General features: G+C 66.1%; 19 protein-coding genes. 7 read left to right on the top strand and 12 right to left on the bottom strand.

The window, feature by feature from the left end; genetic code table 11:
• Nucleotides 1-25: 25 nt before the first annotated feature.
• The 4 genes from ACXJMY_RS23305 to ACXJMY_RS23290 all read right to left on the bottom strand — a co-directional run bounded on the left by ACXJMY_RS23305 (nt 26) and on the right by ACXJMY_RS23290 (nt 2,698).
• The gene (locus ACXJMY_RS23305) at nt 26-277 is read right to left on the bottom strand and encodes a hypothetical protein (protein ID WP_456621690.1); all 252 of its coding nucleotides are present in this window, start codon (nt 275-277) and stop codon (nt 26-28) included.
• 35 nt (nt 278-312) lie between these two features.
• A complete protein-coding gene (locus ACXJMY_RS23300) occupies nt 313-510 on the bottom strand; it encodes a hypothetical protein (protein ID WP_456621689.1) in 198 nt (65 codons plus the stop codon).
• A 287-nt stretch (nt 511-797) separates the two neighbouring features.
• A complete protein-coding gene (locus ACXJMY_RS23295; RefSeq protein ID WP_456621688.1) occupies nt 798-1,016 on the bottom strand; it encodes a hypothetical protein in 219 nt (72 codons plus the stop codon).
• Between the two features lie 92 nt (nt 1,017-1,108).
• Nucleotides 1,109-2,698 (bottom strand): gamma-glutamyltransferase family protein, encoded by a 1,590-nt coding sequence (locus ACXJMY_RS23290; RefSeq protein WP_456621687.1) that lies wholly within the window; start codon nt 2,696-2,698, stop codon nt 1,109-1,111.
• 88 nt (nt 2,699-2,786) lie between these two features.
• On the opposite strand from ACXJMY_RS23290, the gene ACXJMY_RS23285 reads away from it, so the two are divergent.
• The gene (locus ACXJMY_RS23285; RefSeq protein WP_456621686.1) at nt 2,787-3,560 is read left to right on the top strand and encodes an enoyl-CoA hydratase-related protein; all 774 of its coding nucleotides are present in this window, start codon (nt 2,787-2,789) and stop codon (nt 3,558-3,560) included.
• A 185-nt stretch (nt 3,561-3,745) separates the two neighbouring features.
• On the opposite strand, the gene ACXJMY_RS23280 is transcribed toward ACXJMY_RS23285, so the two are convergent.
• Nucleotides 3,746-3,922 (bottom strand): hypothetical protein, encoded by a 177-nt coding sequence (locus tag ACXJMY_RS23280; RefSeq protein ID WP_456621685.1) that lies wholly within the window; start codon nt 3,920-3,922, stop codon nt 3,746-3,748.
• A gap of 10 nt (nt 3,923-3,932) precedes the next feature.
• Complete coding sequence (locus ACXJMY_RS23275; protein ID WP_456621684.1) at nt 3,933-4,166, bottom strand: DUF6894 family protein; 234 nt, start codon at nt 4,164-4,166, stop codon at nt 3,933-3,935.
• Between the two features lie 211 nt (nt 4,167-4,377).
• Between ACXJMY_RS23275 and ACXJMY_RS23270 the strand changes: the two genes are divergently transcribed.
• The 3 genes from ACXJMY_RS23270 to ACXJMY_RS23260 all read left to right on the top strand — a co-directional run bounded on the left by ACXJMY_RS23270 (nt 4,378) and on the right by ACXJMY_RS23260 (nt 8,512).
• Nucleotides 4,378-6,453: a PQQ-dependent sugar dehydrogenase gene (locus ACXJMY_RS23270; RefSeq protein ID WP_456621683.1), complete on the top strand. Its 2,076-nt coding sequence runs from the start codon at nt 4,378-4,380 to the stop codon at nt 6,451-6,453.
• Nucleotides 6,410-7,351 (top strand): SMP-30/gluconolactonase/LRE family protein, encoded by a 942-nt coding sequence (locus ACXJMY_RS23265; protein ID WP_456621682.1) that lies wholly within the window; start codon nt 6,410-6,412, stop codon nt 7,349-7,351. Before ACXJMY_RS23270 ends, ACXJMY_RS23265 begins: the two co-directional genes overlap by 44 nt.
• A 135-nt stretch (nt 7,352-7,486) precedes the next feature.
• Entirely contained in the window at nt 7,487-8,512 is a 1,026-nt protein-coding gene (locus ACXJMY_RS23260; RefSeq protein ID WP_456621681.1) for a histone deacetylase family protein, read from the top strand.
• 209 nt (nt 8,513-8,721) lie between these two features.
• Here ACXJMY_RS23260 and ACXJMY_RS23255 read toward each other — a convergent pair whose 3' ends face one another.
• The 5 genes from ACXJMY_RS23255 to ACXJMY_RS23235 all read right to left on the bottom strand — a co-directional run bounded on the left by ACXJMY_RS23255 (nt 8,722) and on the right by ACXJMY_RS23235 (nt 18,587).
• The gene (locus tag ACXJMY_RS23255; RefSeq protein WP_456621680.1) at nt 8,722-9,561 is read right to left on the bottom strand and encodes a Crp/Fnr family transcriptional regulator; all 840 of its coding nucleotides are present in this window, start codon (nt 9,559-9,561) and stop codon (nt 8,722-8,724) included.
• Nucleotides 9,562-9,904: 343 nt separating this feature from the next.
• Nucleotides 9,905-10,885 (bottom strand): LLM class flavin-dependent oxidoreductase, encoded by a 981-nt coding sequence (locus ACXJMY_RS23250; RefSeq protein ID WP_456621679.1) that lies wholly within the window; start codon nt 10,883-10,885, stop codon nt 9,905-9,907.
• Complete coding sequence (locus ACXJMY_RS23245) at nt 10,882-11,607, bottom strand: 4'-phosphopantetheinyl transferase family protein (RefSeq protein WP_456621678.1); 726 nt, start codon at nt 11,605-11,607, stop codon at nt 10,882-10,884. Before ACXJMY_RS23245 ends, ACXJMY_RS23250 begins: the two co-directional genes overlap by 4 nt.
• Nucleotides 11,608-11,826: 219 nt before the next feature.
• Entirely contained in the window at nt 11,827-11,994 is a 168-nt protein-coding gene (locus ACXJMY_RS23240; protein ID WP_208084878.1) for a hypothetical protein, read from the bottom strand.
• A gap of 146 nt (nt 11,995-12,140) precedes the next feature.
• A complete protein-coding gene (locus ACXJMY_RS23235; protein ID WP_456621677.1) occupies nt 12,141-18,587 on the bottom strand; it encodes an amino acid adenylation domain-containing protein in 6,447 nt (2,148 codons plus the stop codon).
• Between the two features lie 136 nt (nt 18,588-18,723).
• Between ACXJMY_RS23235 and ACXJMY_RS23230 the strand changes: the two genes are divergently transcribed.
• From ACXJMY_RS23230 to ACXJMY_RS23220, 3 genes are all read left to right on the top strand, one after another.
• Nucleotides 18,724-22,188 carry an ATP-binding protein gene (locus ACXJMY_RS23230; RefSeq protein WP_456621676.1) on the top strand — a complete coding sequence of 1,155 codons (3,465 nt, stop codon included), beginning with the start codon at nt 18,724-18,726 and terminating at the stop codon, nt 22,186-22,188.
• Nucleotides 22,185-22,979 (top strand): protein-L-isoaspartate O-methyltransferase family protein, encoded by a 795-nt coding sequence (locus ACXJMY_RS23225; RefSeq protein ID WP_456621675.1) that lies wholly within the window; start codon nt 22,185-22,187, stop codon nt 22,977-22,979. The genes ACXJMY_RS23230 and ACXJMY_RS23225 overlap by 4 nt, the downstream gene beginning before the upstream one ends.
• A gap of 95 nt (nt 22,980-23,074) precedes the next feature.
• Nucleotides 23,075-24,025, top strand: a complete 951-nt coding sequence (locus ACXJMY_RS23220) for a DUF6492 family protein (RefSeq protein WP_456621674.1) — start codon at nt 23,075-23,077, stop codon at nt 24,023-24,025.
• Between the two features lie 12 nt (nt 24,026-24,037).
• Here the strand turns inward: ACXJMY_RS23220 and ACXJMY_RS23215 are convergent, their stop codons facing one another.
• Nucleotides 24,038-25,105 (bottom strand): endo-1,4-beta-xylanase, encoded by a 1,068-nt coding sequence (locus ACXJMY_RS23215; RefSeq protein WP_456621673.1) that lies wholly within the window; start codon nt 25,103-25,105, stop codon nt 24,038-24,040.
• Nucleotides 25,106-25,197: the final 92 nt, after the last annotated feature.

Genomic DNA, 25,197 nt, shown 5'->3' with positions numbered 1-25,197 from the left:
TCCAGGGGCGGGAACGAACGTCGTTCTAGTCCGGCCTCAGCAGGCGCGGAACCGCGAGATCGAATCGCTGCTTGAGATCGTCGATGACGTTGAGCGCATGGGCGCGATAGAAACAATCGTCCACTGAGGCCGATCGACTGATGGTCCCGGTCCAGCCATAGGCGTCGTCGAAAACGAACAGCGTCATCCCCGGAGGCCAGGGACCGTGCAGCGCGCTCGCCTGTTCGACGATCAGGTCCTGAAGCTCGTAGGCCGTCTTGAAGGTCTTGCGGCGCATGGCTGATCCCGTCTGTCGCTGCAGCAAGCCGCTCTCTATCCGTCGAGCTCCTCAAACTCGTCCGGCGACAGCACGCGGCCGCGCGGCGTGCATATTCTCACGTCCAGATATCCCTCCTGCAGGAGCTCTCTCGCCTTCTTCAGCGCCGCTACCGCCGTGTCGCGGCTCAGTTTGACGTTGCCGGACAGGTCTCTGCCGCTGATCAGGAATTGCAGCTGTGTCGTCCTATCCATGCAGAAGGCCTACGGCCGGGATAACGGGCGCTGGAACGAAGGGCATGATCGCCGGCGACACATTCCAGTCGGCGAGGTGGAACCGGCACATGAACGCTCTCCATCTTCGGCGGGAGCGTTCGTGACCCTCAGTCACCGGTAGATGCCAGAAAAAGGACGGTGATCGGCAACCCTACGCCCGCGTTGCCAGGATAGCCAGCGTTAAAGGATCGCGTGCGAACCGGTCGGAGATCTGGACGGCGCCGCCCCGTTTGGGGGCGACGCGCATATTCAGTTGATCCGGGGTATCAGCAGCGACCCTGCTTCCACAGGCCGGGCGGGCAGCCCATGCCGCGCCAGCCGACCTTGCGTCCGTGATGCCATCCGGGCGGCGTGCCGTGATGATGATGTCCCATCGCGTGGCCATAACCGTGTCCATGTCCATGACCACCCTTTGCAAGCGCAGGGTTGGTCAGCGTGAAACCGGCCGCAATGATCAGCGGCGCGGCGAGCGCAAGTTTCTTCATGATGTCCTCCAGTGGGGCGAGCGCACTTGTCCGTTCAAATGAACGGACCGTGCGCAGGCAAGTTCCCTGCGAATGTGGAGGAGTCGTGACGCTCAGCCTTCCGCCACCGCATCGGCCCAGGGCTGGAAAATCTCGACCGCGCCGGAGTTGACGTCGCCCTCGCGCATTACCACGCTCGGGCAGGCGAACTTCTGCGGCAAGGACTGTACCCGCGCTTCCTCATAGTCGAAGCGCGCCGCCAGCGTCTTGCGCACCTCCGCCGGCAGACGGGCATCGCCGATCACGACCGCGCCTTCGCTGGCGTCGATGCGCGGCTGGTGGATCGCAGCATCGAGGTCCATGCCAAAGTCCAAGACAAAGGACACCAGCTGCGTCACCGCCGGCAGGATGCGTCGGCCGCCGGAGGCGCCGACCGCGAGGCGCTTGCCGTCGCTGGTTTCGGCGATCACGGGCGTGTAGTTGGTGAGGCAGCGCTTGCCGGGCGCCAGCGAATTGGTGGTGCCGGGCGTCGGATCGAACCACATGATGCCGTTGTTCATGGCAATCCCGGTGTGCGGCGTCACGTATTTCGAGCCGAAAGACGAGAGCAGCGTCTGCGTCACCGCGGCGACGTTGCCGTGGCGGTCGACCACGGAGAAATGCGTGGTGCAGGCCGGCGCCAGATATTCCGCGCCGAGCGAGCGCTTGCCGTCGGCATCGCCCATGTCCTTGAGCCGCTCGCGATAGGCCGATTGCAGGGCAGCGGCGTATTCGGCATAGGCGGTCGCGTCCGGCGCGCTCGCGGGGTTCAAATTCTGCTGCAACAGGCGCAGCGCGTGCGCCATCGTCGGCCCGGCCGTGAGCTCGGGTGTGGCAAACACCTTGCCGCCGCGATAGGGGATCGCGAGCGGCTCGCGCAGATGGGCGCGGAACGCGGCGAGATCCTCCACCGATAGCGCGCCGCCGTCGGCCTTGATGTCGGAGGCGATGCTTTTGGCGAGATCGCCCTGGTAGAAGTCGCGCGGTCCGGCTTCGGCGAGGTGCGACAGCGTCGCCTTCAATGTGTCCTGCGGCAGCCGGGTCTCGGACTTGATGCCCCACGGCGCGCTCGGCGGCAGGCCGTCCTTCAGGAATGCTGCCGCGCTGGCGGGATAGCGGCGAAGATCGGCCGCCGAGTTCGTGATCGTCAGCGTGGTCCACCAATCGGCCAGCAGGCCTTCGCCGGCGAGCGCGGCTGCCGGCGCGACCAGATCCTTCCACGGCAGCCTGGCGTGGCGGCGATGCGCCTCCTCCATGCCGGCGACGACGCCGGGCACGGCGATCGAGCCGGGGCCGTGGATGTTGCGGTCGTCCTTCACCCGCTGCCAGGGAAACAGATCGGAGGCTGCCCCTTCGCCGCTGAGCGGATAGTCGGCGACGCGCAGGCTCTGCGGTGCGCACATGCCGTAGTCGATCACCTCGTAGCGATTTTCCTTGGCGCGGTAGAGCACCATGGCGCCGCCGCCGCCGATGCCGCTGTTCCAGGGCTCCAGCACGTTCAGCGCGAAGGTGGTCGCGACGATCGCGTCGACGCAATCGCCGCCCGCCGCCAGCACCTGCGCGCCGACCTCGGCCGCCCGCCGCGATTGCGCGGCGACGATGCCGCCCTTGGCCTTGACGGCGGGTTTGCGGATGGTTTGGGCGAGGCTGAACTGATGAGGCATGATGTCGTCTTGTGTCTTGTCTTGGTTGGCGAAGCGCAGGGACAATGGCACATTGCCACCAACGAGAACATCCGCAGGGAGGAGCGACATGGCAGGTGTGAAACAGGCGCGGGATGGCGCGGTCGGGATCTTGACGCTCGACGAGCCGGCAAGCCTGAACGCGATGACGCCGGACCTGCTCGGCGCGCTCGCTGCCGCCGTCGCCGGGATGACGCAGGATGAGGGCGTTCGCGCCCTGATCCTGACCGGCGCGGGGCGCGGCTTCTGCTCGGGTCAGAACCTGAAAGCGTCGGGCGCGCTCGGCGAGGACATCGCGGCCGGCGTCATGCGCTTCTACTGGCCTGCGTTCAAGGCACTGCGAGAATGCCGCGTGCCCGTCGTCGTTGCCGTCAATGGCGTCGCGGCCGGCGGAGGCTTCAGCCTGGCGATGGCCGGCGACATCATTGTCGCGGCGCGCTCGGCGAGCTTCATCCAGGTGTTCAGCCGCATCGCGCTCGTGCCCGATCTCGGCTCGACCTGGCTGTTGCCGCGGCTGATCGGCCGGCAGCGCGCGCTCGAGCTGATGCTCCTGAACGAGCCGCTCACGGCCGAACGCGCCCAGGAGATCGGCCTGGTGCGGCAGGTCGTCGACGATGCGAAGCTGGTGGAGGAGGCGTTGATCCTGGCCCGCCGCCTCGCCGACGGCCCGACCCGCGCGCTGGTCGCGACGCGCGCCCTGGTCGAGGAGAGCGAGCACGCGAGCTACGAGGCCCAGTTCCGCCGCGAGATCGAGCTTCAGGCCACGATCCGCAAGAGCGCGGACGCCATCGAAGGCCGCAACGCCTTCGTCGAGAAACGCGAGGCGAAGTTTGCTGGGAGGTGAGGTGGTGCTGCGTCCCCGATTTCGTCATGGCCGGGCATAGCCGTCCGAAGGACGGCGTCGCTTCCGCTCGCCTATGTCCCGGCCATCCACGATCTTTGACGCGGATGCCAAAACAGGAATGCCCGGGACGAGCCCGGGCATGACGAGTTGGGGGAGCGGTCAGCGTAAGCGTTGAGCAGCAGGGCTCAGCGCGCGCGGTCCAGCCGGCTGGCCTGATACTTGGCGCGCCATTTCGGGCCGGGCCCGCGCATGTAGTGAAGCTCGGGGCGGTAGGGGTTGCCTGCGATCCGCACCAGCGTCAGCCACTTGGTGGCGACGAAGTTCACGGGCTGGCAGAGCAGGCTCAGTGAAGCGAGCAGCATGGCGTAGCCCTCAATGCGGCTTGCCGAGCATGGCGGCGAAGGGAAGATCGAAAATTTCTTCGCCATCGTCGTCGCTGACATGGATGACCCAGTCGCGCCAGTCCTCGTTGCTCGGCGTCAGGATCATCGAGCGCATGATCTGGGCGGCGCGGTCGCGCGCCTCGGTCAGATTGGCGACGGCGGTGCCGTAGCGATCGATCAGCGTGCCCTCGGTATTGGAGCAGTGGAAGTACATCTGAACCATACACGCCTCCTGTAGAGAGCGATTTTGATGGCAAATGGATACCATCCGAAACTACCGAAAGACATTCGGGGCGAGCCCGGTAAGGGAAACTACGGAGATTGGTCGCCGCGAAGACCCGCGGAGGTTGATCACAGGGGGGTGATGATCAACTGGACGGCGTCCTTGCAGCATGGAACTCTCGACTTTCGACGGGAAAGTCCGGGAGACCGCCGTGAATCGGCTCATATTCTGGTGCGAGCGCCCAAGTCTGCGCGCTTGTGTCGCTGCCTTCGCTGGAGCCCTGCTCAGCCTCGCCTCGGTTGCGTCTTCGGAACAGGTCCGCAAGAGCGGCTATGCGATCGGCACGGAAAGCTGCGGCAGCGGCGATCTCGGCTTTCCCAGGATCCAGATCGACATGAAGGCCGGATTTTGCGCCGGCCTCGTCGCCAGCGAGGATGACGGCCTCAAGTTTCCGCGCTCGATCATCCAGGTGCCCGGCCATGATCTCTTCGTCGTCGCCGACATGGGGGGCTGGGGCCATGCCGATGGACGGCTGCTTCTGCTCGATCCGCATGCGCCCCAAGGCCGGCGGTTCAGGGAGCTGTTGACCGGGATCGAATATCCGTTCGGCCTCGTGATCGGCCCCGACAGGAAGCTCTATGCCTCGACGGCGGAGGCGATCTTCCGGTTCGATCCGCTCGCCGACAATCCGCGAAGCACGGTCGAGACCATCGTCCGTCACATGCCGGGCCGGCGCATCACTTTGCCTAACGGCGCGAAGCTCGACGAGAGTGCGCATCCGCTCAAGCAGTTCGTGTTCGACAGGCACGGGCGGCTGTTCGTCAATGTCGGTTCGCACAGCGACGATTGCATCACGCCCGCGCCGATCACGCGGCCATGCGCGGCGGCCGAAGGGGCTTCCGCGATGGCCGCGATCTGGCTGTTCACGCCGCCTCCCGGCGGCGTCTTTCCTGCCTTGAAGCCCAACGATCCCGATCCGCCGCATGTGGTCTACGCGCGGGGCCTGCGCAATTCGATGGCGCTGGCACTGCACCCGAATTTCCCCGATGCCGGCTACGCCTTCCTGCAAGGCGAGAACGGCCGCGACCTGCCCGATATCTTCAAGCCGAACGAGGAGATCAACGCGATCGAGCAGGGCAGGCACTACGGCTGGCCCTATTGCTACGACCTATCGACGCCGAGTCCTGAATTCAGGAGCGTGCTGCAATCCGGCGTCTACAAGACACTCTGCACGGCCAATGCGCTCTACAAGCCGCCGTTCTCGCTGATGCCGCCGCACGGTGCGCCGCTCGCGATGCTGTACTATCACGGCGCAAAATTCCCGGAGCTGGAGGGCAAGCTCCTGGTCGGCCTGCACGGCTATCGCCCGACCGGCAGCCGCGTCCTCGTCTACGACGTCGACGATCACGGCTTCCCCAAGCCGGGCCCGGCGCCGGTGCGCTACCACGTCAGTTGCGCGGCCGAGCCGACCCGCAGCTTTCAGACCGACGCCGGTCAAGTGGCCGCCGCACCGTTCGACGAACTGATCGCCGGCTGGCACCGCGTCAACGGTGCGCGGCCGCAAGGGGCGCCGGTCGGCATGACGGTCGCGGAAGACGGCGCGATCTGGCTGGTCGAGGACAAGAACCAGACGGTGATCCGGATCGATCGCGCCGCGGGCGATCCGCCGGAGCCGCTCCCCTGCGACATGCGCAGCCAGGCGCAGATCGACCAGCTCGCGGCCTTCGTTGCAAAAGTCGCCCAGAACCGGATCCGGCTCACCACGCTGCGCAAGGGCCTCGTCGAAAAGCACTGCCTCGGCTGCCATTCCGATTTCGGCCTAAAGCCCGGACAATCGGATGCGGACAAGGATGCGACGATACTGCGCTTCATGCTGTCGCAGGACGGCTGGATCTATCCGGGCGATCCCGCCTCCGGCAAGCTGCGCACGCGGCTGCGCGGTCTCGGCGCGGAGAAGCTGATGCCGCCCGGCGGCGAAGGCCTGCCGAAGACGGAAGCAGGCTATACCCGCCTGCTCGATACCGCGGATCTGCTCGTTGCGAACATGGCTCCGGGAACGCGGATGCGCATCAGGCTCGGCCCGCCGCAGCGCAAGTTCTTCAGCAGGGCGAACAAGGAATGCGGCGAAATACCGGCCGCCAAGGTCGTCGTCGTGACACAAAGGAACGCTGTAGACAAACCCGGCTTCAGCCGGTTCTTCCGGCCGGCCGATCCCTATCTGAATGGCGAGTGCACCGACGACGATGGCTATTACATCCGGCAGGAATTTCTGGTGCCTGTGCAGTAGCGTCGTTCTCGTCATCGCGGCATCGTCGGCCCGGGCCGAGACCAAGCTGTTCGAGAGCGTGCAGGTGACGCCCCCCGGCGAATACACCTTCGGCATCGAGGGGCCGGCTGCCGATCCCGACGGCAATCTCTTCGTCGTGAATTTCGGCAAGTCCGGCACCATCGGCAAGCTGCCCGCAGGCGGCGCGGCCTCGGAGCCATTCACGGCGCTTCCCGAAGGCAGCGTCGGCAATGCCATCCGGTTCGCGCGCGACGGCACGATGTTCATCGCCGACTACAAGAAGCACAACATCTTCGCGATCCCGAAGGGCGCGACCGAGCCGGCCATCTGGTTTCACTCCGACGAGATGAAGCAGCCCAACGACATCACGGTCGCCGGCGACGGCACGATCTATGCGAGCGATCCGAACTGGAAGGGCCGGGAAGGCCACATCTGGCGCATCGCCAAAGCCGCCGACGGCTCGGTGCAGGGGCAGGTCATGGCCGCGCCGCGCGCGATGGGCACCACCAACGGCATCGATCTCAGCCCCGACGGAAAGACGCTCTATGTCGGCGAATCCAGCAGCGGGCAGATCTGGGCCTACGCTGTCAGCGGCAACGAACTCACCAATGCCAGACTCGTCAAGGCATTCCAGCCCGACACCATCGACGGGCTGCGCACCGATGTCGGCGGTCGTCTCTATGTCGCGCGCATCCTCAAGGGCACGATCGCGATGATGAAGCCGAACGGCGCGGTCGAGCGCGAGATCGCGCTGAAGGGCAAGGAGCCGACCAACCTCGCCTTCGGCGGCAGCGATGGCAAGACCGTCTTCGTCACGCAGCGCCAGGGCGGCTTCATCGAGTCCTTCCGCACCGACCAGCCGGGCCGCGAGCATTGCCTTCAGCGCGGCCGCTGCTGAACGCTTCAAAGGCGGTCTGCTCCCGGCGCAGAGCGGTGCGACAGGAGCGGCACTCTTCTTGCTTGCATCGGGCCGCCGCAGGGATTTAGACATCTGTGGGCACCGTTAGAGAGCATGCGACCACGGAGTGTTTGAGTGAAAGCCGTCCATACCGAACTGCACCGCAGCCATGATCCGCAATTCTTCCTGGTTCGCGGTGTCGTCAAGCGCACCACGGAGCAGCCCGAGCGCGCCGATCGCCTGCTCAAGGGGTTGAAGGACGGCAAGCATCAACTGGTCGAGCCGGCGGCGTTCGGGCAGGGGCCTCGCGCGCGCATTCACAGCCCGGAATATCTGTCGTTCCTCAGCGAAGCCTGGGAGGCCTGGACCGCGCTCGGCGATTCCGGTCCGGAGATGATCGGCAATATCCATCCGGTGCGCCATGCCGCGACCTATCCCACCCATATCGTCGGCAAGCTCGGCTGGCACACCGCCGACACCGCGGCGCCGATCGGCCCGGGCACTTGGGCCGCGGCCTGTGCTGCGACCGACGTTGCGGTCACGGCGGCGCAGATGGTGATGGACGGCGAGGATGCGACCTACGCGCTCTGCCGCCCGCCCGGTCATCACGCCTATCGCGACATGGCCGGCGGCTTCTGCTTCCTCAACAACAGCGCGATCGCCGCGGCGCATCTGCGGCTCAAGCACGAGCGCGTCGTGATCCTCGATGTCGATGTCCACCACGGCAACGGCACGCAGGGCATTTTCTACGCGCGCCCCGATGTCTACACGATATCGATCCATGCCGATCCGACTGCGTACTACCCCTTCGTGTGGGGCTATGCCCATGAGCGCGGCGAAGGCGAGGGGCTCGGCACCAATCTCAATATCCCCTTGGCCATCGGCACCGGCGATGACGGCTACATCCAGGCGCTGGATCGCGCGCGCAAGGCGATCGAGTCCTTTGCGCCCGGTGCCCTCGTCATCGCGCTCGGCCTCGATGCATCCGAACACGATCCGCTCAAGGGATTGGCCGTCACCACGCCGGGCTTCCGCCGCATCGGCCAGGCCATCGCGAAGATGGGCCTGCCGACCGTGTTCGTGCAGGAGGGCGGCTATCTCTCGGATATCCTGGGCGCGAATTTGACGTCGGTGCTGGCGGGATTCGAAGAGGCGCGGTGAGGCGCGTTCTTAACCTCTCCCCGCTTGCGGGGAGAGGTCGGAATTTGCGCGAGCAAATTCCGGGTGAGGGGGTACAGGTATCGCGGCAATCTCACGTGTGGAGAGAGGCCCCTCTCCCCGACCCTCTCAGCGCGAGCGAAGCTCGTCGCGGCCCCGTAAGAACGGGGAGAGGGAGAAGAAGGACCGCGCTCGTCTCCGCTCCCCCGCCCCTAGTCCTTGAACAGGATCTGTTCCAACAGGTCGATGCGCCTGATCCGGATGCTGCTGCCGTCGATGGCGATGATGCGGCGGTTCTGGAAGCGCTTCAGCATCATCGTCACCCACTGGCGGGTCGAGCCGACCATGGCCGCGATCTGGTCATGCGTGATCTTGCGGTTGATGATGATGGTGTCGCCGTCGGCAGTCCCATGAAGCTCCGACAAAGTGAGCAGGAACTGCGCCAGCCGTTCGATCACCGACCGGGTCCCGAGGATCTGTGCCATCGATGAGTAGCACTTGCCCTTGGCGATGAGGCCGTCGATCAGCGCCAGTGCGAAGGCCGGCATGCCGGTCAGCAGCTTCTCGAGTGCCGGGCCCGAGAGCGCCGAGATCTCGCAGGCCTCGATGGCGATCCCGGACCACATGTGAATGCCGCCGCCCGAGATCTCCAGACCTCCGATGAAATGCCCGGGCGTCCAATAGGCGAGCGTGATCTCGCGCCCCGACGGCGCCGTATAGTAGACGCGCACCTGCCCGCGCCGGATGATGAAGATGCCGTCGTGGCCGTCGCCCTGGCTGAACACCATCTCGCCTTGCGGCACGGTGATGGTGCGGCCGGCCGCATGCACACGCGCCTGCTCCGACGCCGACAGGCGGTCGAGGAAATGCGCCCCGGCATTCAGCCCGTCGATCGTCTCGCTCATGAACAGCGCCGAGCTTCCGGTCTTCGCACGCGAGTTGCGCGCCAGCCGTGCCTTCTCGCGATCGGTCCAGTCGAATTGAACGGCAGCGGGACGCCGGTCAGCGAAAGCGGCTGGCCCGACCGCGGCAGCTTCCTTGAATATGGTCATCGCAATTCGTCGGCTCTTTCGATGTTTCACCGATAGGTAAGAGCGGCGGAGGGCCGATGTCCATCTCCTTACGATCGTTCCAAAGCACTTAGCAAAACTTCATGTGCCGTGTGGTCCGCGTCGAAACGATTTCTCTTTCGATCGCTTGATCCTGAGAAAATCCTTTGGCGTTTCTTCGCCTCTCCCCGCTTGCGGGGAGAGGTCAGAATTTGCGAAGCAAATTCCGGGTGAGGGGGAGTCTCCGCGAGTCTGACTGGCACCTTCTCTGCTGAAGCAGCCCCTCACCCCAACCCTCTAAGAACGGGGAGAGGGAGAAGAGGAGCGGCCTTCGCCTCTCGCACCTTCAAAACATCCCGCTCGCAGCCAGCGCCTTGCAGACGTGCTGCATCTCAGCCTCGTCGGCGACCATGTCGAGCATGATCGTGGTCAGGCCCTTCCCGGCAAAGTCCTTCAGCTTCGCGCCGATCTCGGCGTAGCTGCCGACGAGATAGGGGCAGTCGGCCTGGAAGGTCAGGAACGGCAGCAGCCAGTAGCCATTGTCCTGGAGCTCGCCGCTCTGGCCGTCATAGAGATGCCGCTTCCAGACGGAGTCGGTGTTCTCCATGGTGAGCGCGAGCAGCTCGCGATCGTCGGGATTGTCGCGGAAGCGGCTCTTCGCCGCCTGCCGTGCAGCGTCGCGGCTCTCGCGGGCGAAGATGCCAAAATTCATACCGGGCGCATCGAGGCCGCGGTCGAGATCGGGCGGCAGCATCTGCATCTTGATGCAGCCGGTGTCCTTCGCCACGCGCTGCGCTGCCTCCGACTGTCCCGCGATCAGGAATTCCGGCATCAGCTCCTCCGGCAGCCGGGGACGGAGTTGGAGATTGTTCGCGCGATAGAACCGGCCTTCGAAATCGACCGGGCGCGGGCTGGCCAGCAGCTGACGCACCAGCGCGACGAATTCGCCGAGCCGGACATAGCGGTCGGCATGCGACTGGTCGTCGCCCAGCCCCTGCAGATCACTGACCGCGGTCCCCGTGATCATGTTGAGATAGACCTTGCGGCCGTAGAGCTGCGCGAAAGACGAGACGAACTTCGCCGCCGTGAACGGATGCATGTAGACGGGATTGACGGCGATCAGGGGCGAGCTTCGCGTCGTCTCTGCCATGATGTGCTGGGCCATGGCCCAGGGCTCGACGAAGACATCATTGCCTTCGAACAGCAGGATGCCCTCAAAGCCGTTGCGGTCGGCAAATTGCGCGACCCGCATCAATTCGCCGACATACTTCCGGGGATCGCGGTTGCGCGAGATGGCGGGAAAGACGCGAAGCCGCGACGGCGTCATTCAGCCGCTTCCTGGAGCGGCCAGGCATGACGGCTGATGGGGAGGCCCGCGCGGGAGCCGTCGGCGATCGCGAGGCGATGCGAGGGCGACGGCGAGCACAGCTGGAATCGCCAGCCCCGGGGATCGTCGGCGATATCGGGCTTGAAGCTGATCTCGATCGCCTCACGCGACACCTGCATCGCGAACGCGTCGAGCGGCAGGTTGAGCCCAAAGCCCCTGGCCTTCAAATAGGCCTCCTTGAGCGTCCAGTAGTCGAAGAATCGCTCGATCGCGGCCGGCTCGGGCAGTCCGCGCAGCGTTTCGACCTCTTCCGGCGCAAAGAAGCGAAGCGCGGTGGACAGCGGGGCCACCCGCCGCGACACGGTTTCGACATCGACGCCGACGGCTTCGTGTCTCGATACGACGCAGGCGACGCAGCCGTCGGCGTGGGACAGGCTGAAATGCAGCGGGGTCGAGCTCGCAGGCGCTGCGACAAAGGGCCGCCCGTAGCGGCCGGCCGAAAAGGACCAGTCGCTGGGTGCGACATTCGGTGCGGCTTGCGACAGCGCGAGGCGCAACAAGGCGTGCGCGAAAATGTACTGCCGCCGATGCCGCTCGAACATGAAACGGTCGGCGCGCACCCGTTCGTCGACCGAGAGCAACCGCCGGCACGCATCGACCACGCCCGGCGCGTCGATGGTCTCGATCAGTCCGACGAAAAGTTCAATTCTGTCGTCTGCCATCAATTGGGCCCATGACGTCAGGCGGAGGCCAAAACCCCGCTCTGACAGAAGAAACAACTGAGCAAGAATCAACCAAGCGGACCGCTATTAGCCGTCCACCGAGGCCGATTCTTGTCGATTGCTAGACGGTTTACGGACGCAAGCTTGTGCGAGCCCCCCAGCTCGAGCTGGCGTGCGACCGTTGTCCGAAGATTCGAGCGGCGTCCCGGCCGACGAGTCTTACTTTTTCTTCTTGGCCTTTTTCGCCCCGCCCAGCATCGAAAGGCTGGCGTCGACGTCTTTCAGCGCGGATTGCAGCTTTTTCTTCTCGGCGCCCAACAGCTTCTGGAGCGCCTTGCGGTCCTTGTCGCTCAGCGAGGTGCCCTTGGTAAATTTGATGAAACCCATAACAAACTCCCCCGGTTGAAAATAATCGTCCAAATCAAAACGCGGGGAATAATCTTGCGCGGCAGCGCCAAATAATCAAGATGCAACTTGATCATTCACAGCTCTGGCGAGTGAACCCGTATTCGCCCGGTGCGAACACGGGCCGTTCAAGCCGCCCTGCGATCGAGCAATCGGCCGAGCGGCGCATGAGGCTGCGCGACGGCTGCTGCCAGCAGTGCGACGAGATCCTCCATCCATGCGCCGACCATGCGGCCGTCGAGCCGCTCGCCCTTGTAGTTGCACGAACCGGTGATACCGGTCGGGCGCTCCTTGAGCATCAGCGACAGCCAGGTCTGGTCGATCGGCAGCACCGGCTGGCCCTCGCGCGCCACATTTCCGACGGATCGCACCGCGACGTCAGGCAGGTCGAGCGGCCGGCGCAGCGGATTTTGCAGCGTGAAATAGACCTGGAGCAGCGAAGCCGGATCGATTCCCGCCTGCTCCAGATGGTCGGCGAGGACGTTGAACGGCAGCTCCTGCCGCGCATGCGCCTCGAGCACGCTTTGGCGCACCAGGGCCAAGGCTGCAGCAAACGACAGGTCCGGCGTGATTCGGGTACGGACGATCACCGTGTTCTCGAATGGACCGACGATCTGGTCGGTGTCCGGCTGGCTGCGATTGGCCATGGCGGTGGCGACCGAAATGTCGGTGCGCCCCGTCCGCGCCAGCAGCAGCGCCTTCAGGCCGGTGAGGAGGCACATGAACAGCGTGCCGTTGTGCTGGCCGGCGAATGCCGTCAGCCGCGCGATCAGATCGCGCTCCAGGTTGACCGGATGATGCCCGGTGGAGGCGCCCGGGCTTGATTCGCCGTCGAAGACGGCGGCGGCGCCGCGCAGGGTCTCCGTCCACTCGGCGGCCTGCCGGCGGGCCGCGTCTGTCCCGCACCACCAGCGCTGCCAGCGCGCGACATCCGAAAACGCCAGCGGCAGTTTCGGCAGCGGCACTGACGGATGCCCGGTCAGCGCCGCATAGCGGTTGGACAGCTCCTCGAACATCACGCCGATCGACCAGCCGTCGGCAATCGCGTGATGCAGCGTCAGCAGCAGCACATGGTCGCTGCGATCCAGCCGCAGCAGGCGCGCCCGCAGCAGCGGCGCGCGCGTGATGTCGATCGGGGTGGCGGCCTCCTGTTCGGCGAGGAGCCTGATCTTCCTGAGCTGGAGCGCCTTGAGGCGCTTGTCGCTCGGTCGCCGGCCATTGAGGGCCTCGACGGCGAGCACCGGGCCGAGCGTGCGGGGTGCGGCGATGCGGCTGATCGGCTCCTCGCCGTTCCAGCCGAAGGCTGTCCGCAGTGAGTCGTGCCGGCCGACGACGTCCTGGATGGCCTGCGCCAGCGCGGCCGCATCGATCGGGCCCTGGAGGCGGAAGGCAAAGGGCAGGTTGAACAGCGGCAGATCCGGCAGGTTTTGCTCGATCCGCAGCATCTGGTCCTGCGCGGTCGAGAGCGTGGGCGGACCGCCTTCGGCGAGCCGGGGCGCGCTTGCCTGGCGCTTGTGCGGCTTCGCCGCCACGGCGTCATCGACCCGCCGGGCGAGTTCCTCGATCGTCGGTGCCTCGAAGATGGTCTTGATCGGTAGCGATACGCCGAGCGCGCGAGCGACGCGCGCCATCGCCTGTCCCGCCAGCAGCGAATGGCCGCCGAGATCGAAGAAATTGTCGGTGACGCCGAGGCTGTCGACCTTCAGCAGGTCGATCCAGATGTCGGACAGGACCTTTTCAGTGAAGCGGCGTGCCGGCACGGCGGCATCCGCCGCGGAGGTTTCCTGTTGCGGGGGCGCCAGCAGCGCGGACCGGTCGATCTTGCCATGGGCATTGAGCGGAACCTGCTCCAGGAACAGGAACGCGGACGGGACGGCATGGGCCGGCAGCCGGCCCTTGAGGAAATCGCGCAGCTCGCTGGCGCTGATCCGGCCATTCGCCCGGGCGACGATATGGGCGATCAGCCTGATATCGCCATTGGCGTCGCGGCGCGGCTCGACGATGCCGGCACGCACGCTCTCGTGATCGGCGAGCGCGTTCTCGATCTCCTTGAGCTCGATGCGGTAGCCTCGGACCTTGACCTGGTGGTCGACGCGGCCGAGGCATTCGATCGTCCCGTCGGCGCGGCGGCGGGCGAGATCGCCGGTCCGGTACAGCCGGTGACCTGCCTGGCGCGTGAAGGGATCGGGGATGAAGCGCTGCCGGCTTTGCGCGGGATCGTTGATGTAGCCGCGGCCGACGCCGGCGCCGGCGATGCAGAGCTCGCCGACCACGCCGATCGGCTGCGGCTCCAGACTCGAATCGAGCACGTGGAGCTGGGTGTTGGGCAGCGCCGCGCCGACCGGAACATTGGTGGTCGCCGCCGCCGGCGCCCTGGTCAGCCGATGCAGGGAAACGTCGTCGGAACATTCCGAGGCGCCATAGGCGTTGATCAGCGGCACCTTCGGGCAGCGGGCGAACCAGGCGCGGCAGAGCTCGACGGGCAGCGGCTCGCCGGTCGAGATCAGGAGGCGCAGCCCGGCAAAGGCGCGTTGGATGGGCGCCTCGTCCATGCGTTCGAGGATCACGCGCAACAGCGAGGGGACGATCTCGAGCACCGTGATGCCCTCGCGATTGATCTCCCGCGCGAGCAGGATCGGGTCCTGCACGATTGCGTTGCCGCAGACATGGACGCGCGCGCCGACCATCGGGCCAGCGAGGAACTGCCAGACCGAGATCACGAAGCTCTGCGGCGCGGTCTGCGCGATCACGTCCCTGGCCGAAAGGCCGAGCCCGGAAATGAGCGACGCCAGATGGTTCGACAGCCCGCGCTGTTCGATCATGACGCCCTTCGGCGCGCCGGATGAGCCGGATGTATAGATGAGATAAGCGAGACTCGATGCTGCGCGCCGTGCTGCGCGGGCCGGCTTGGTCGCCGCTGGCGTGATCGTGTCCTCGAGTTCGGCCACCTGGATGCGCTCGACCAGCGGTTCGAGCAGCGCCTCGACCATGACGGACTGGGCGCGCCCGGTCAGCAGCATGCGGGCGCAGCTCGATCCGAGGATGGTTGCGAGCCGCGCCGTTGGCTGCTCGAGATCGAGATTGAGGAAGGCCGCGCCCACCCGCTGCACCGCGATCATTGCGGCGAGCAGGTCGGGTCCGCGATCCGCAAGCAAGGCGACCACCGTTTCGGCACCGACGCCCTCGCGGGCCAGCCAGCGCGCGGCCGCCTGGCTGCGGCGGGCCAGTTCGCGATAGGTCAGCGATGCGCGTCCGTCCGATACCGCGATCGCGTTCGGCGTCCGCCTCGCCTGCCGCTCGAAGCGTTCGCTCAAGTTGCCGCGTGTGGTGAAATCGGCCGGAACGCCACGGCCCGCAGTCAGYAATTGCCGGCGCTCGGCCGTTGTCAGGAGCGGCAGGCGCGAGATGCGCTGCTCGGGATTGGCGATGACGGCCTTGAGCAGGGTCTTGAACTGCGCAGCCATGTCCTCGATCGTCGCCGCGTCGAACAGATCGGTGGCGTATTCGAAGAAGCCGGTGAAGCGGCCATCGGCCTCGACCAGCTCGAGCGTGATGTCGAAGCGTGCGACCTTGGGGTCGACCTCTAACCGGCGGGACGACAGGCCGGGGAAATGCGCGGCCTCGATCGATGCGTTCTGGAGGATGAACATGATCCGGAACAGCGGATTGCCGTCGCTCCTGCGCGCGACCTGCAACGCGCGCAGCACCTCCTCGATTGGCAGGTCCTGGTTGCGGTAGGCATCGAGCGTGACCTGGCGCACCCGCCGCAACAACTCGCCGAAGCTCGGGTCGCCGCCAAAATCGTTGCGGAGGATCAGGGTGTTGGCGAACAGCCCGATCAGGCGCTCGCTTTCGATCTGGTTGCGGTTCGCGATCAGCGACCCCGTCGCCACGTCCTCATGTCCGGTGTGGCGGAACAGGAGGCACTGGAACACTGCGAGCAGCGTCATGAAGGGCGTCACGCCCTGGTCCTGGCTCAGCGATCGCAGGTCGGTCGACAAGGCCTTGGAGAACTCGAAATAGTGACGGGCGCCGCGGCCGCTCCAGATCTCCGGCCTTGCCCGGTCGGTCCGCAGTGGCAGCGTGGTCACGCCGTCGAGCTGCGCGCGCCAGTAATCGAGCTGCTCTTTCGCGGCCGGCGTCTGCGCCCAGCTCTGCTGCCAGAGCGCAAAGTCGCGATACTGGTAGGCGGGTGGCGGCAGCGCCGCCGCGCTTCCCTTGCGCGCGGCGGAATAATGCGCGGCGAGCTCTTCCCAGAACAGCCGTTGCGACCAGCCGTCGGTGACGAGGTGATGGACGTTGACCACCAGCGCGTGGCTGTCCCTCGCGAACGAGAGCAGGGTGACCTTCAGCGGCGGCTCGCGCGCCAGATCGAACGGATATTGCGCGAGCTCGAGCGCCTTGCGCCGGACGGCCGCGGCCCGCTTGTCCGCCGGGCATGGCTTGAGCTTGATCCGCTCGAATCGCGCTACGATTCGAAGCACCCGCTGCACCGGTTCGCCATGGCGCTCCACGAAGGCCGAGCGCAGCACGTCGTGACGTTCGCAGATTGCGGCGAGGCTTGCTTCAAGCGCGGCGGCGTCGAGCTGGCCCTTCAGCATCGCGACTTCGACGACATTATAATTGTAGCGCGTCGGATCGAGCCGCGAGAGCACGTACATCCGCTGCTGCTGGAACGACAGCGGCGAGTCTGTTTCCGCGGTTGCGACCTGGCGCCAGGCCGGCAGCATCGTTTCACGACGGGTTGCGGCGGTCTCGAGCCGGGCCGCAAGCACCGCCACCGTGGCGCAATCGAAGATGTCCTCGAACGAGAAGTCGACATCGAAGCGTTCGCGCAGCCGCGAGCGCATCTGTGTCACCGCGAGCGAGTCCGCGCCGAGCGCGAAGACGTCCTGGTCGACGCCGACCTGCGGCAGCTCCAGCAGATTGGCCCAGAGTCCCGCGAGCTGGGTCTCCAGCGCGGTGCGCGGCAATCGGGTCTCGCCGCCGTCATCGACCGTCGCGATCAGCTCGGCCAGCGCGTTGCGCTTGACCTTGCCGCTGGCGCCCTTCGGCAGCGCCGCCACGCCGCGGATCAGGCTCGGCACCTTGTAGGCCGCGAGCCGTTTTCGCGCGAACTGGCGCAGCTGGTCCGAGGTCGCAGCGGAATTCGGCCGCAGCATCACGACGGCGGCGACGTTCTCGCCGAGCTTTTGGTGCGGGATCGCGAATACGCCGGCCTCCAGCACCGCGGGATGGCTCAGCAGCACCTCTTCCACCTCCAGCGGCGAGATTTTCTGTCCGCCGCGGTTGATGACGTCCTTGATGCGGCCGACGATGAAGAGATAGCCGTCGGCGTCGAGATAGCCGAGATCGCCGGTCCGGAACCAGCCGCTGCGGAATGCGGCCTGCGTCGCCGCCTCGTCATTGTAGTAGCCGCGGCTCATGTTCGGCCCGCGCAGCATGATCTCGCCATGCGCACCGCTCGCGCACATGCGGCCGGCCTCGTCCATGATCGCGATCTCGGGGCCCGCGGCGCGGCCGACCGATCCGATCTTGCGCAGCTCGAACGGATTGGCTGCGATCTGCGAGGCCGCCTCCGTCATTCCGTAGGTCTCGAGCACGGGAACGCCGAACGTCGCCTCCAGCCCCGCGAGGATCGCAGGCGCGAGCGAGGCCGAGGCCGAGCGGATCACGCGCAGCGACGACGACCGGGCGCGGTCCGGGTCCGCTTCCGCCGCCGTCAGCAGCGCGCGATGAATGGTCGGCACCGCCGTGTACCAGGTCGGCTGCAGATCCCGCATCCAGCCGAAGAAGGACGCCGCGTCAAAACCGTTGGTGCAGACCACGCTCGAGCCCGCGGCGAGCGCGGTCAGCAGGCCTGAGATCAGACCATGGGCGTGGAACAGCGGCAGCACATTGAGCAGGCGATCGCGGGACGTGAGTGACAGCACGCGGCCGGCATTGCAGGCGGACAGGCACACATTGCGATGCGTCAGCGGGACCATTTTCGGCCGCGCCGCGGTGCCCGATGTCAGCAGGATGAACGCGTCGTCGTCGCCGCGCGAGACGCCGCTGGCATTCGCCGGACCGATCGTCGGGCCGACGAATTCGCAGCCGCCGAGATCATTCTGCGGACCCGGCACGAAATCGATCACCGCAAGATCGAGCGCCCTGGCGGCGTCGCGGCTCGCTGAGTTCGTATCGGCCCGGGTCACCAGCGCCGTCAGCTTCAATTCGCTGAAATAGCGTTGCAACTCGTCCGCCGTCAGATCGGGATTGACGGGAATGCAGGCGCAGGCCGACGCGACTGCGATCAGCGCCAGCGCACTGTCGGCGCCGCGCGGCAGCGCGACGGCGAGGCGATCCGCGGGACCGATGCCGAGCCCGCGCAGCGTGCCGACCAGATGCCCGGTCCTGGCAGCGAGCTCGCCGTAGTTCAGCGGCGGTCGGCTAGGGGCGAGCAGGGCGGGCGCGGCCGGCGTCTTTCGCGCGTAGAAGTCGAGAAGCCCGCCGACATGGGCAAAGACTTTGGTTTCGGCCGCCGTGCTGGCCGATCCCTCCGCCGCTCCGGGTATAACGTCCGACAAGTCCATTCCCTTTTGATCTGATTAAGCTATTCTTCCAAGAACTTAGGGAACGCGTCCAGTCCGAGGTGAAGTTTGGGCCCCAAAATCTGTGGTTGAGGGGCCTTAAGCCCTTCGACGGAGTGATGGTCGGGCGGAAATCACCATGCTGGAGACAGAGCCGGGGACGGAAGGCGGGTTGAAGCGCTGGCTCGAAGGCGTCGGTCTCGGTCACTATACCGATCTCTTCGCCCAGCACCGCCTCGATCTGGACGTCATGGCTGACCTGACCGAATCCGATCTGGTTGAGCTCGGATTGCCGCTGGGCGATCGCAAGCGGCTCCAGCGGGCGATGGCGGCGTTGTTCCACGCTGAAGTGGCCGAAGCGCCGCTCGCTGCGGCGCCCCCGCAAGCCCGGACGGAGGTCGGCGCCGAACGGCGTCAGCTCACCACCATGTTCTGTGACATGGTGGATTCCACCTCACTCTCGGTCCAGTTCGATCCGGAAGACGTGCGCGACATGATCGCGAGCTTCCGCGAGACCTGCGTCCGCGTGGTCAAGCATTACGAAGGCTTTGCCGCCCGTTTCGTCGGCGACGGTATCTTGGTCTATTTCGGCTATCCGACCGCGCATGAGGACGATGCCGAGCGCGCGGTGCGCGCCGGGCTCGAGATCGTCCGGGTGCTCTCGACCGCGCGCGCGATCGAACCGCGCGGCGCGCTCAGCCATGCACCCGCCGTCCGCATCGGGATCGCGACCGGCCTCGTCGTGGTCGGCGATCTCGTCGGGCAGGGCACCGAGGAGCGTGACTCCGCGGTCGGAGAGACCGTCAACCTGGCCGCGCGCCTGCAAGGACTGGCGCCCCCCAACGGCGTCGTGATCTCGTCTTCGACGCAGTCGCTGCTGAAGGGCAAGTTCGACTACCGCAATCTCGGCGTCCACGCGCTGAAGGGCATTTCGGAGAAGTCCCAGGCCTGGCACGTGGTGCGCGCCTCGCGCGTGGAGACCCGCTTCGCCGCCGCCATGGGCACGCGGCTGACGCCGCTCGTCAACCGCGAGGAAGAGATCGCGCTGCTGATGGGGCGCTGGCAGCAGGTCAAGGAGGGCGACGGCCAGGTCGTGGTCAAGTTCGGCGAGCCCGGCATCGGCAAGTCGCGCGTCATCCAGGAAATCTTCGAGCGCATCGCGGGTGACCGCCATGGGCAGGTCTCGCTCCAGTGCTCGCCCTACTACACCTCCACGGCGTTCTATCCGTTCGCCGAGCAGCTCAAATTCTCCCTCGGCCTCGACCGTGAGGAGGTGTCCGCGGTGTCGCTGGCGAGCCTGGAGACTGCGATCGCCGCCGCCCAGGGTGATATCGAACAGGTGACGCCGCTGTTCGCCGCGCTGTTGTCGATCCCGACGGGGGATCGCTATCCGCCGCTCGACCTATCGCCTCAGCAGCAGAAGGATGCGACGGTATCGGCGCTGGTCAATCATTTCCTCGGCCTCGCGCGCGAGATGCCGCTGGTGATCGCCTTCGAGGATCTGCACTGGATCGATCCGACCTCCCGCGAGGTCGTCGATCTCCTGGTCGACAGGGTCCAGAACCGGCCGATCCTCGCCATCATCACCGCGCGCTCCGAATTCCAGCCGAGCTGGAACGCGCATTCGCACATCACCACCCTGGTGCTGAACCGCCTGAGCCGGCAGTTGCGCACGACGATGGTCGAGCGCGTCGCCGGCCGCGAGCTTCCCAAGGAGGTCGTCGAGGAGATCATCGTCAAGACCGACGGCGTGCCGTTGTTCCTGGAGGAGCTGACCAAGACGGTTCTGGAATCCAACCTGCTGACCGAGCGGCACGGGCGCTACGTGCTGTCGGGTCCGTGGCGGCAGCTCGCGATCCCGGCGACGCTGACGGACTCGCTGATGGCGCGGCTGGACCGGATGGGGCCGTTCAAGCGGATCGCCCAGATCGGCGGCACCATCGGCCGCGAGTTCTCCTACGAGACGCTGTACGCGGTCGCCAACACGCCGGCGGAGCAGATCGAGGCGGCGCTCAATCATCTGGAGGAGGCGGGGCTGATCATGCGTCGCGGTCATCCGCCGGATGCGCTGTATTCCTTCAAGCACGTGATGATCCAGAATGCCGCGCATGCGAGCCTGCTGCACAGCGAGCGGCGCAAGCTGCATGCCCGGATCGCCCAGGTGCTCGCCGAGATGTATCCGGAGAAGACCGAGCGCGAGCCGGAACTGCTCGCCCACCATCTGACCGAGTCGGGCCAGAGCGAGGGCGCCGCGAGCTTCTGGCTCAAGGCCGGCAAGCAGGCGGCCAAGAGCGGCGCCAATCTGGAGGCGATCGGCCATCTGCGTCGCGGCCTTGGCGTCGTGCAGGCCAATGCGCGCATGCAGGGTGCCGACGAGATGGAGCTCGAGCTGCGTATCGCGCTCGGCAACGCGCTGATCGCGGCCAAGGGCTATGCCGTGCAGGAGGTCGAGGAGAACTACATCCGCGCGCTCGAGCTCGGCCAGCAGCTCGACGACGAGGAGAAGGCGTTTGCCGCCACCCGCGGGCTCTGGGTGTGCCATTTCATCCGCGCCGACCTGACGCGCGCGCACGATCTCAGCGTCGAGCTGTTGAAGTTCGCCAAGCGCGAGCGGCTGAACGAGCGCGCGCAGCCGGCGCAGCAGACCGGCTATCTGATCGAGGCGCACCGCGCGATCGCGATGACCATGCTCTATCGCGGGCGCTTTGCCGCCTCGCAGCATCATCTGCACCGCTGCATCAACCTCTACAGCCCCGATCTGCACTCCGATCTGATGGAGCGGCACGGCACCGATCCCGGCGTGGTCTCGCTGTCCTATCTCGGCTACCTCTTGTGGTTCCTCGGCCGGCCCGATGCGGCGCGCCAGCACAGCGAGCAGGCGATCGCGAACGCCGAGAAGATCCGCCATCCCTTCACGCTCGCTTTCGCGCTGGTGTTCGGCGCCTATCTCTGCCAGCACCTGCGCGACGTCGAGGGCACGCGCGACCACGCCAACCGCGCCATGATCATCGCCACCGAGCACAATTTCCTGCACTGGAAGCAGCAGGCGGCGATCCTGCGCGGCTGGGCGCTGACTCAGCTCGGCGAGGCCGATGAAGGGTTGAGCCAGATGCGCTTCGGCCTCGATGAATACGAGGCGATGGATTCCTGGCTGGCCGGCTGCTGGTTCCGCTGCCTGCTCGCGGAGGCCTACGCCAAGGTCGGCATGCGCGATGCCGCCTTGCGCGCGCTGGACGGTGCGCTGGCAACCGCGAGGCGGACCGGTGATCACTCCTACCTCGCCGAGGTCTATCGCCTGCAAGGCGAGATCACGCTGTCGGACGGCAACCCGGACTCGGTGCAGGAGGCGGAGGACCTGTTCGGCCTTTCGCTGGAGACCGCGCGCAAGCAGGGGGCGCTGTCCTGGGAGCTCAGAACCGCCGTCAGCCTTGCGCAGCTGTCGCGGGACGCCGGCAAGCACGAGCATGCAAGGCTTCTGCTCGTGCCGATCGTCGGCAAGTTCAGCGAGGGTTTCTACACGCCGGACCTGAAGCAGGCGATGCAACTGATCAACGAGATCGGCGCCGATGCGCCGTTGCGTCAACCGGCCGATCCGGTGAAATGAGCGATCTTGTTGCCGCGCGCGCGCGCTATGTGGAGCTGATCGCGAAGCGCGAGCGGATTTCCTCGCCGCGGCTGCTGGCGGCGCTCGCCGCCGTCCCGCGCGAGGATTTTCTGGCAAGGGGGCCCTGGCGCATCAAGAGCGAGGCGGCGCGCAGCTATCGGCTGACGCCAGATGCCGATCCGGTCCGCCTCTACGACAATTTGCTGGTCGCGATCGACGCGCGCCGCAAGCTCGATACGGGATTGCCGAGCCTGTGGGCGCATTTCATCGACGTGCTCGACGTCGGGGAGAACGACCGCGTCGTCCAGATCGGCTGCGGGCTCGGCTATTTTTCGGCAGTGCTGTCGAAGATCGTGGGCCCGAAGGGCAGGGTGCTCGCAATCGAATGCGACGAGCGGCTTGCGGCGCGCGCCGCGACCTGTCTTCGCGCCTACCGCAACGTCGAGGTCGTCCATGGCGACGGATGCCTGGACATTGGCGAGCCGGCCGACGTGATCATCGTGCATGCGGGCTTTTCGCACCCGGATCCGCTCTGGCTGGAGGCGCTTCGTCCGCGCGGGCGTCTGCTGGTGCCGCTGACGCAGCGGGACCGCGAAGGTGCCGTCATCAAGATCACCCGCAAGGGCAAGGGTTTCGAGGCCGAGGCGGTCCAGCAGATCCGGATCTTTCCGGGCCAGGGCCGCGGCATGACCGCGCTCGACGACCGCGTCGCCGACTGGTGGCAGCGGGCATCCGCCCTGGCGCCGCTGCGCTTTCGCGGCATCGAGCAGGGGTTGCCGGCGGATGGATAACCCCTTATTCCGCTTTACCTTGATTCGGATTGTGAGTTCCCAGCACCTCCCTTCGCGGCTATGACTGCGGCTCGATGGCCATTCGAGCGCGCTCCATGCATTCCGTTGCACTGCTGACTGCCAGCTATGCCAAGGATATCGAACGCTTTTCGCTGCTCAGCGAGAGCATCGACACCTGGTTGACGGGATACACGCGGCATTATGTTCTCGTTAATGATGAGGACGTGCCGCTGTTCGAGCGGTTCGCTTCCGACAAGCGCGTCATCGTTCCGGCCTCGCGCTATTTGCCGAAATGGCTGTTCGCGCTGCCGCGGGCCCTCCAGTTTATCAGCAGCCGTCGGGTCTGGGTGTCGCTGCTGTCGTCACCCGTGCACGGCTGGCACATTCAGCAGATCCTGAAAATCGCCGGCGTCCTCAACGCGCCCGAGCAGCGCGTCTGCATTCTGGATTCGGACAATCTGTTCTTCCGCGAATTCGACGTCGGCCAATATGCCGGCGCGGAGAAGACGCCGCTGTTCGTGACCCCGAAAGCGGTCGACGCCGACCACCCGCTGCATGTCCTGTGGCTCCGCACCGTCGATCAGCTTCTCGGTATCAAGGAGCGCTCGTTCCCGGCAGACGACTATGTCGGAAACGCGCTGGTCTGGGACAAGGACAGCGCGCGCGCGATGACTGACGCCATCACGTCGGCGACGGGTCTCAGCTGGGCTCTGGCGCTGTGCCGGAAGAAGAAATTCTCCGAGTATCTGCTTTACGGAAACTTCGTCGCCAATTCGCCGAAGCATCTGGCCGCGCACCGGGTGACGGAAGACAGCATCGCAGTGTCGCACTGGGAGGATACCCGCCTCGACCGCCCGGCGATCGAGGCGATGATGCACGCCGCCTCGCCCGAGCAGGTCGCGCTCTGCATCCAGTCCTATTCGTCGACCTCGGTCGACGACATCCGCGATGTGTTCCGGCTGAACTCGCGCGACCGGCGCGCTCCGAGCCTGTCTCCCGAGCATTTGGCCGGCGCGGCCGAATTCGAGACGCCGAAGACGCGCTGAACGCGGGCCGCGTCAGGCGTCCTTCGTGAATTTGGTGAGGACGTCCATGAAGGGTTTTGGCTTGAACTCGCCGTCGAGCGGCAAGGGACGGTTCGGCTGCTTGTCCTTGCGGGCGAAGGTGCCGTTGATCCAGCTGTAGCGATCCGAGAGGCCCCAGGTCAGGATCGAGCGCACCGGGCCGCTGGTCGAGATCGCGGTCAGGAGGTCGTCGACGCGCTTGGCGACGATGGCGTCACGCTCCGCCGGATTGCCCGTCAGCTTCTGATCGTCGACGTCGAGCTCGGTGACGAGAACCTCGAGGCCCCACGACCGCAGCTCGGTGACGAATTCGGCCAGCCCGTGCGTGTCGATCTCGAGCTCGGCATGCAGATGCGATTGCAATCCCACCGCGTGCAGCGGGACGCCCTGGTCGAGCAGGTCCATGATGAGGTTGCGGTAAGCTGCGCGCTTGGCAATGAACGAGTCCTTGGCCGACTCGATGTCATATTCGTTGATCGCGAGCTTCACGAAAGGATCGGCGGCTGCGGCGGTACGGAACGCCAGCGGAATCCAGCGGTCGCCCAGGTGCTGCGTCCAGAAGGTGTCGCGCCGGTCTTTCAGGCTGCGGGGGTTGTCCGGGATCGGCTCGTTGACCACGTCCCACGACGTCAGCTTGTCCTTGTAATAGGAGACGACGGTGCCGATGTGATCGACATAGGCGCGCTCGACGCCTTTCGAGGTCTTGATCTGCTTGGTCCAGTCCGGAATGTCGTGATACCAGGCGAGCGCGTGCCCGCGCATCGTCAAATCGTTCTGCTGGGCGAAATCAAAGATCGCATCGGCGCGCTCGAAAGCGAACGTGTGCGCGTCCGGCCGCAGCATCGGCCATTTCAGTTCGAGCACCGGCACCACCTGGGTGCAATAGGTGCTGATGGCTTCGCCGAGCCGCGGATCGGCTTGCAGATCCCAGAGCGTCGCCGCAGCGCCAAAGCCCGGACGGCGCTGGGCGAGTTTCGACGCCGGCACCGCGGACGCCGATGCGCCCGCCGCRAGCGTTGCAGCGCTGCCGAGGAGAAATTCGCGTCGGTCGAGCTTGATCACTTGCTGGTCACCTGGCGACATTCCTTTCGGAACCAACGCGCCATCGTACCAAGCGACGCGTAGCGACGCCGGGGTTTCCTGTTGTTGGGTTA

Source organism: Bradyrhizobium sp. P5_C12 (genome assembly GCF_054049735.1).
This window is presented reverse-complemented; position numbering and strand designations above follow the sequence as displayed.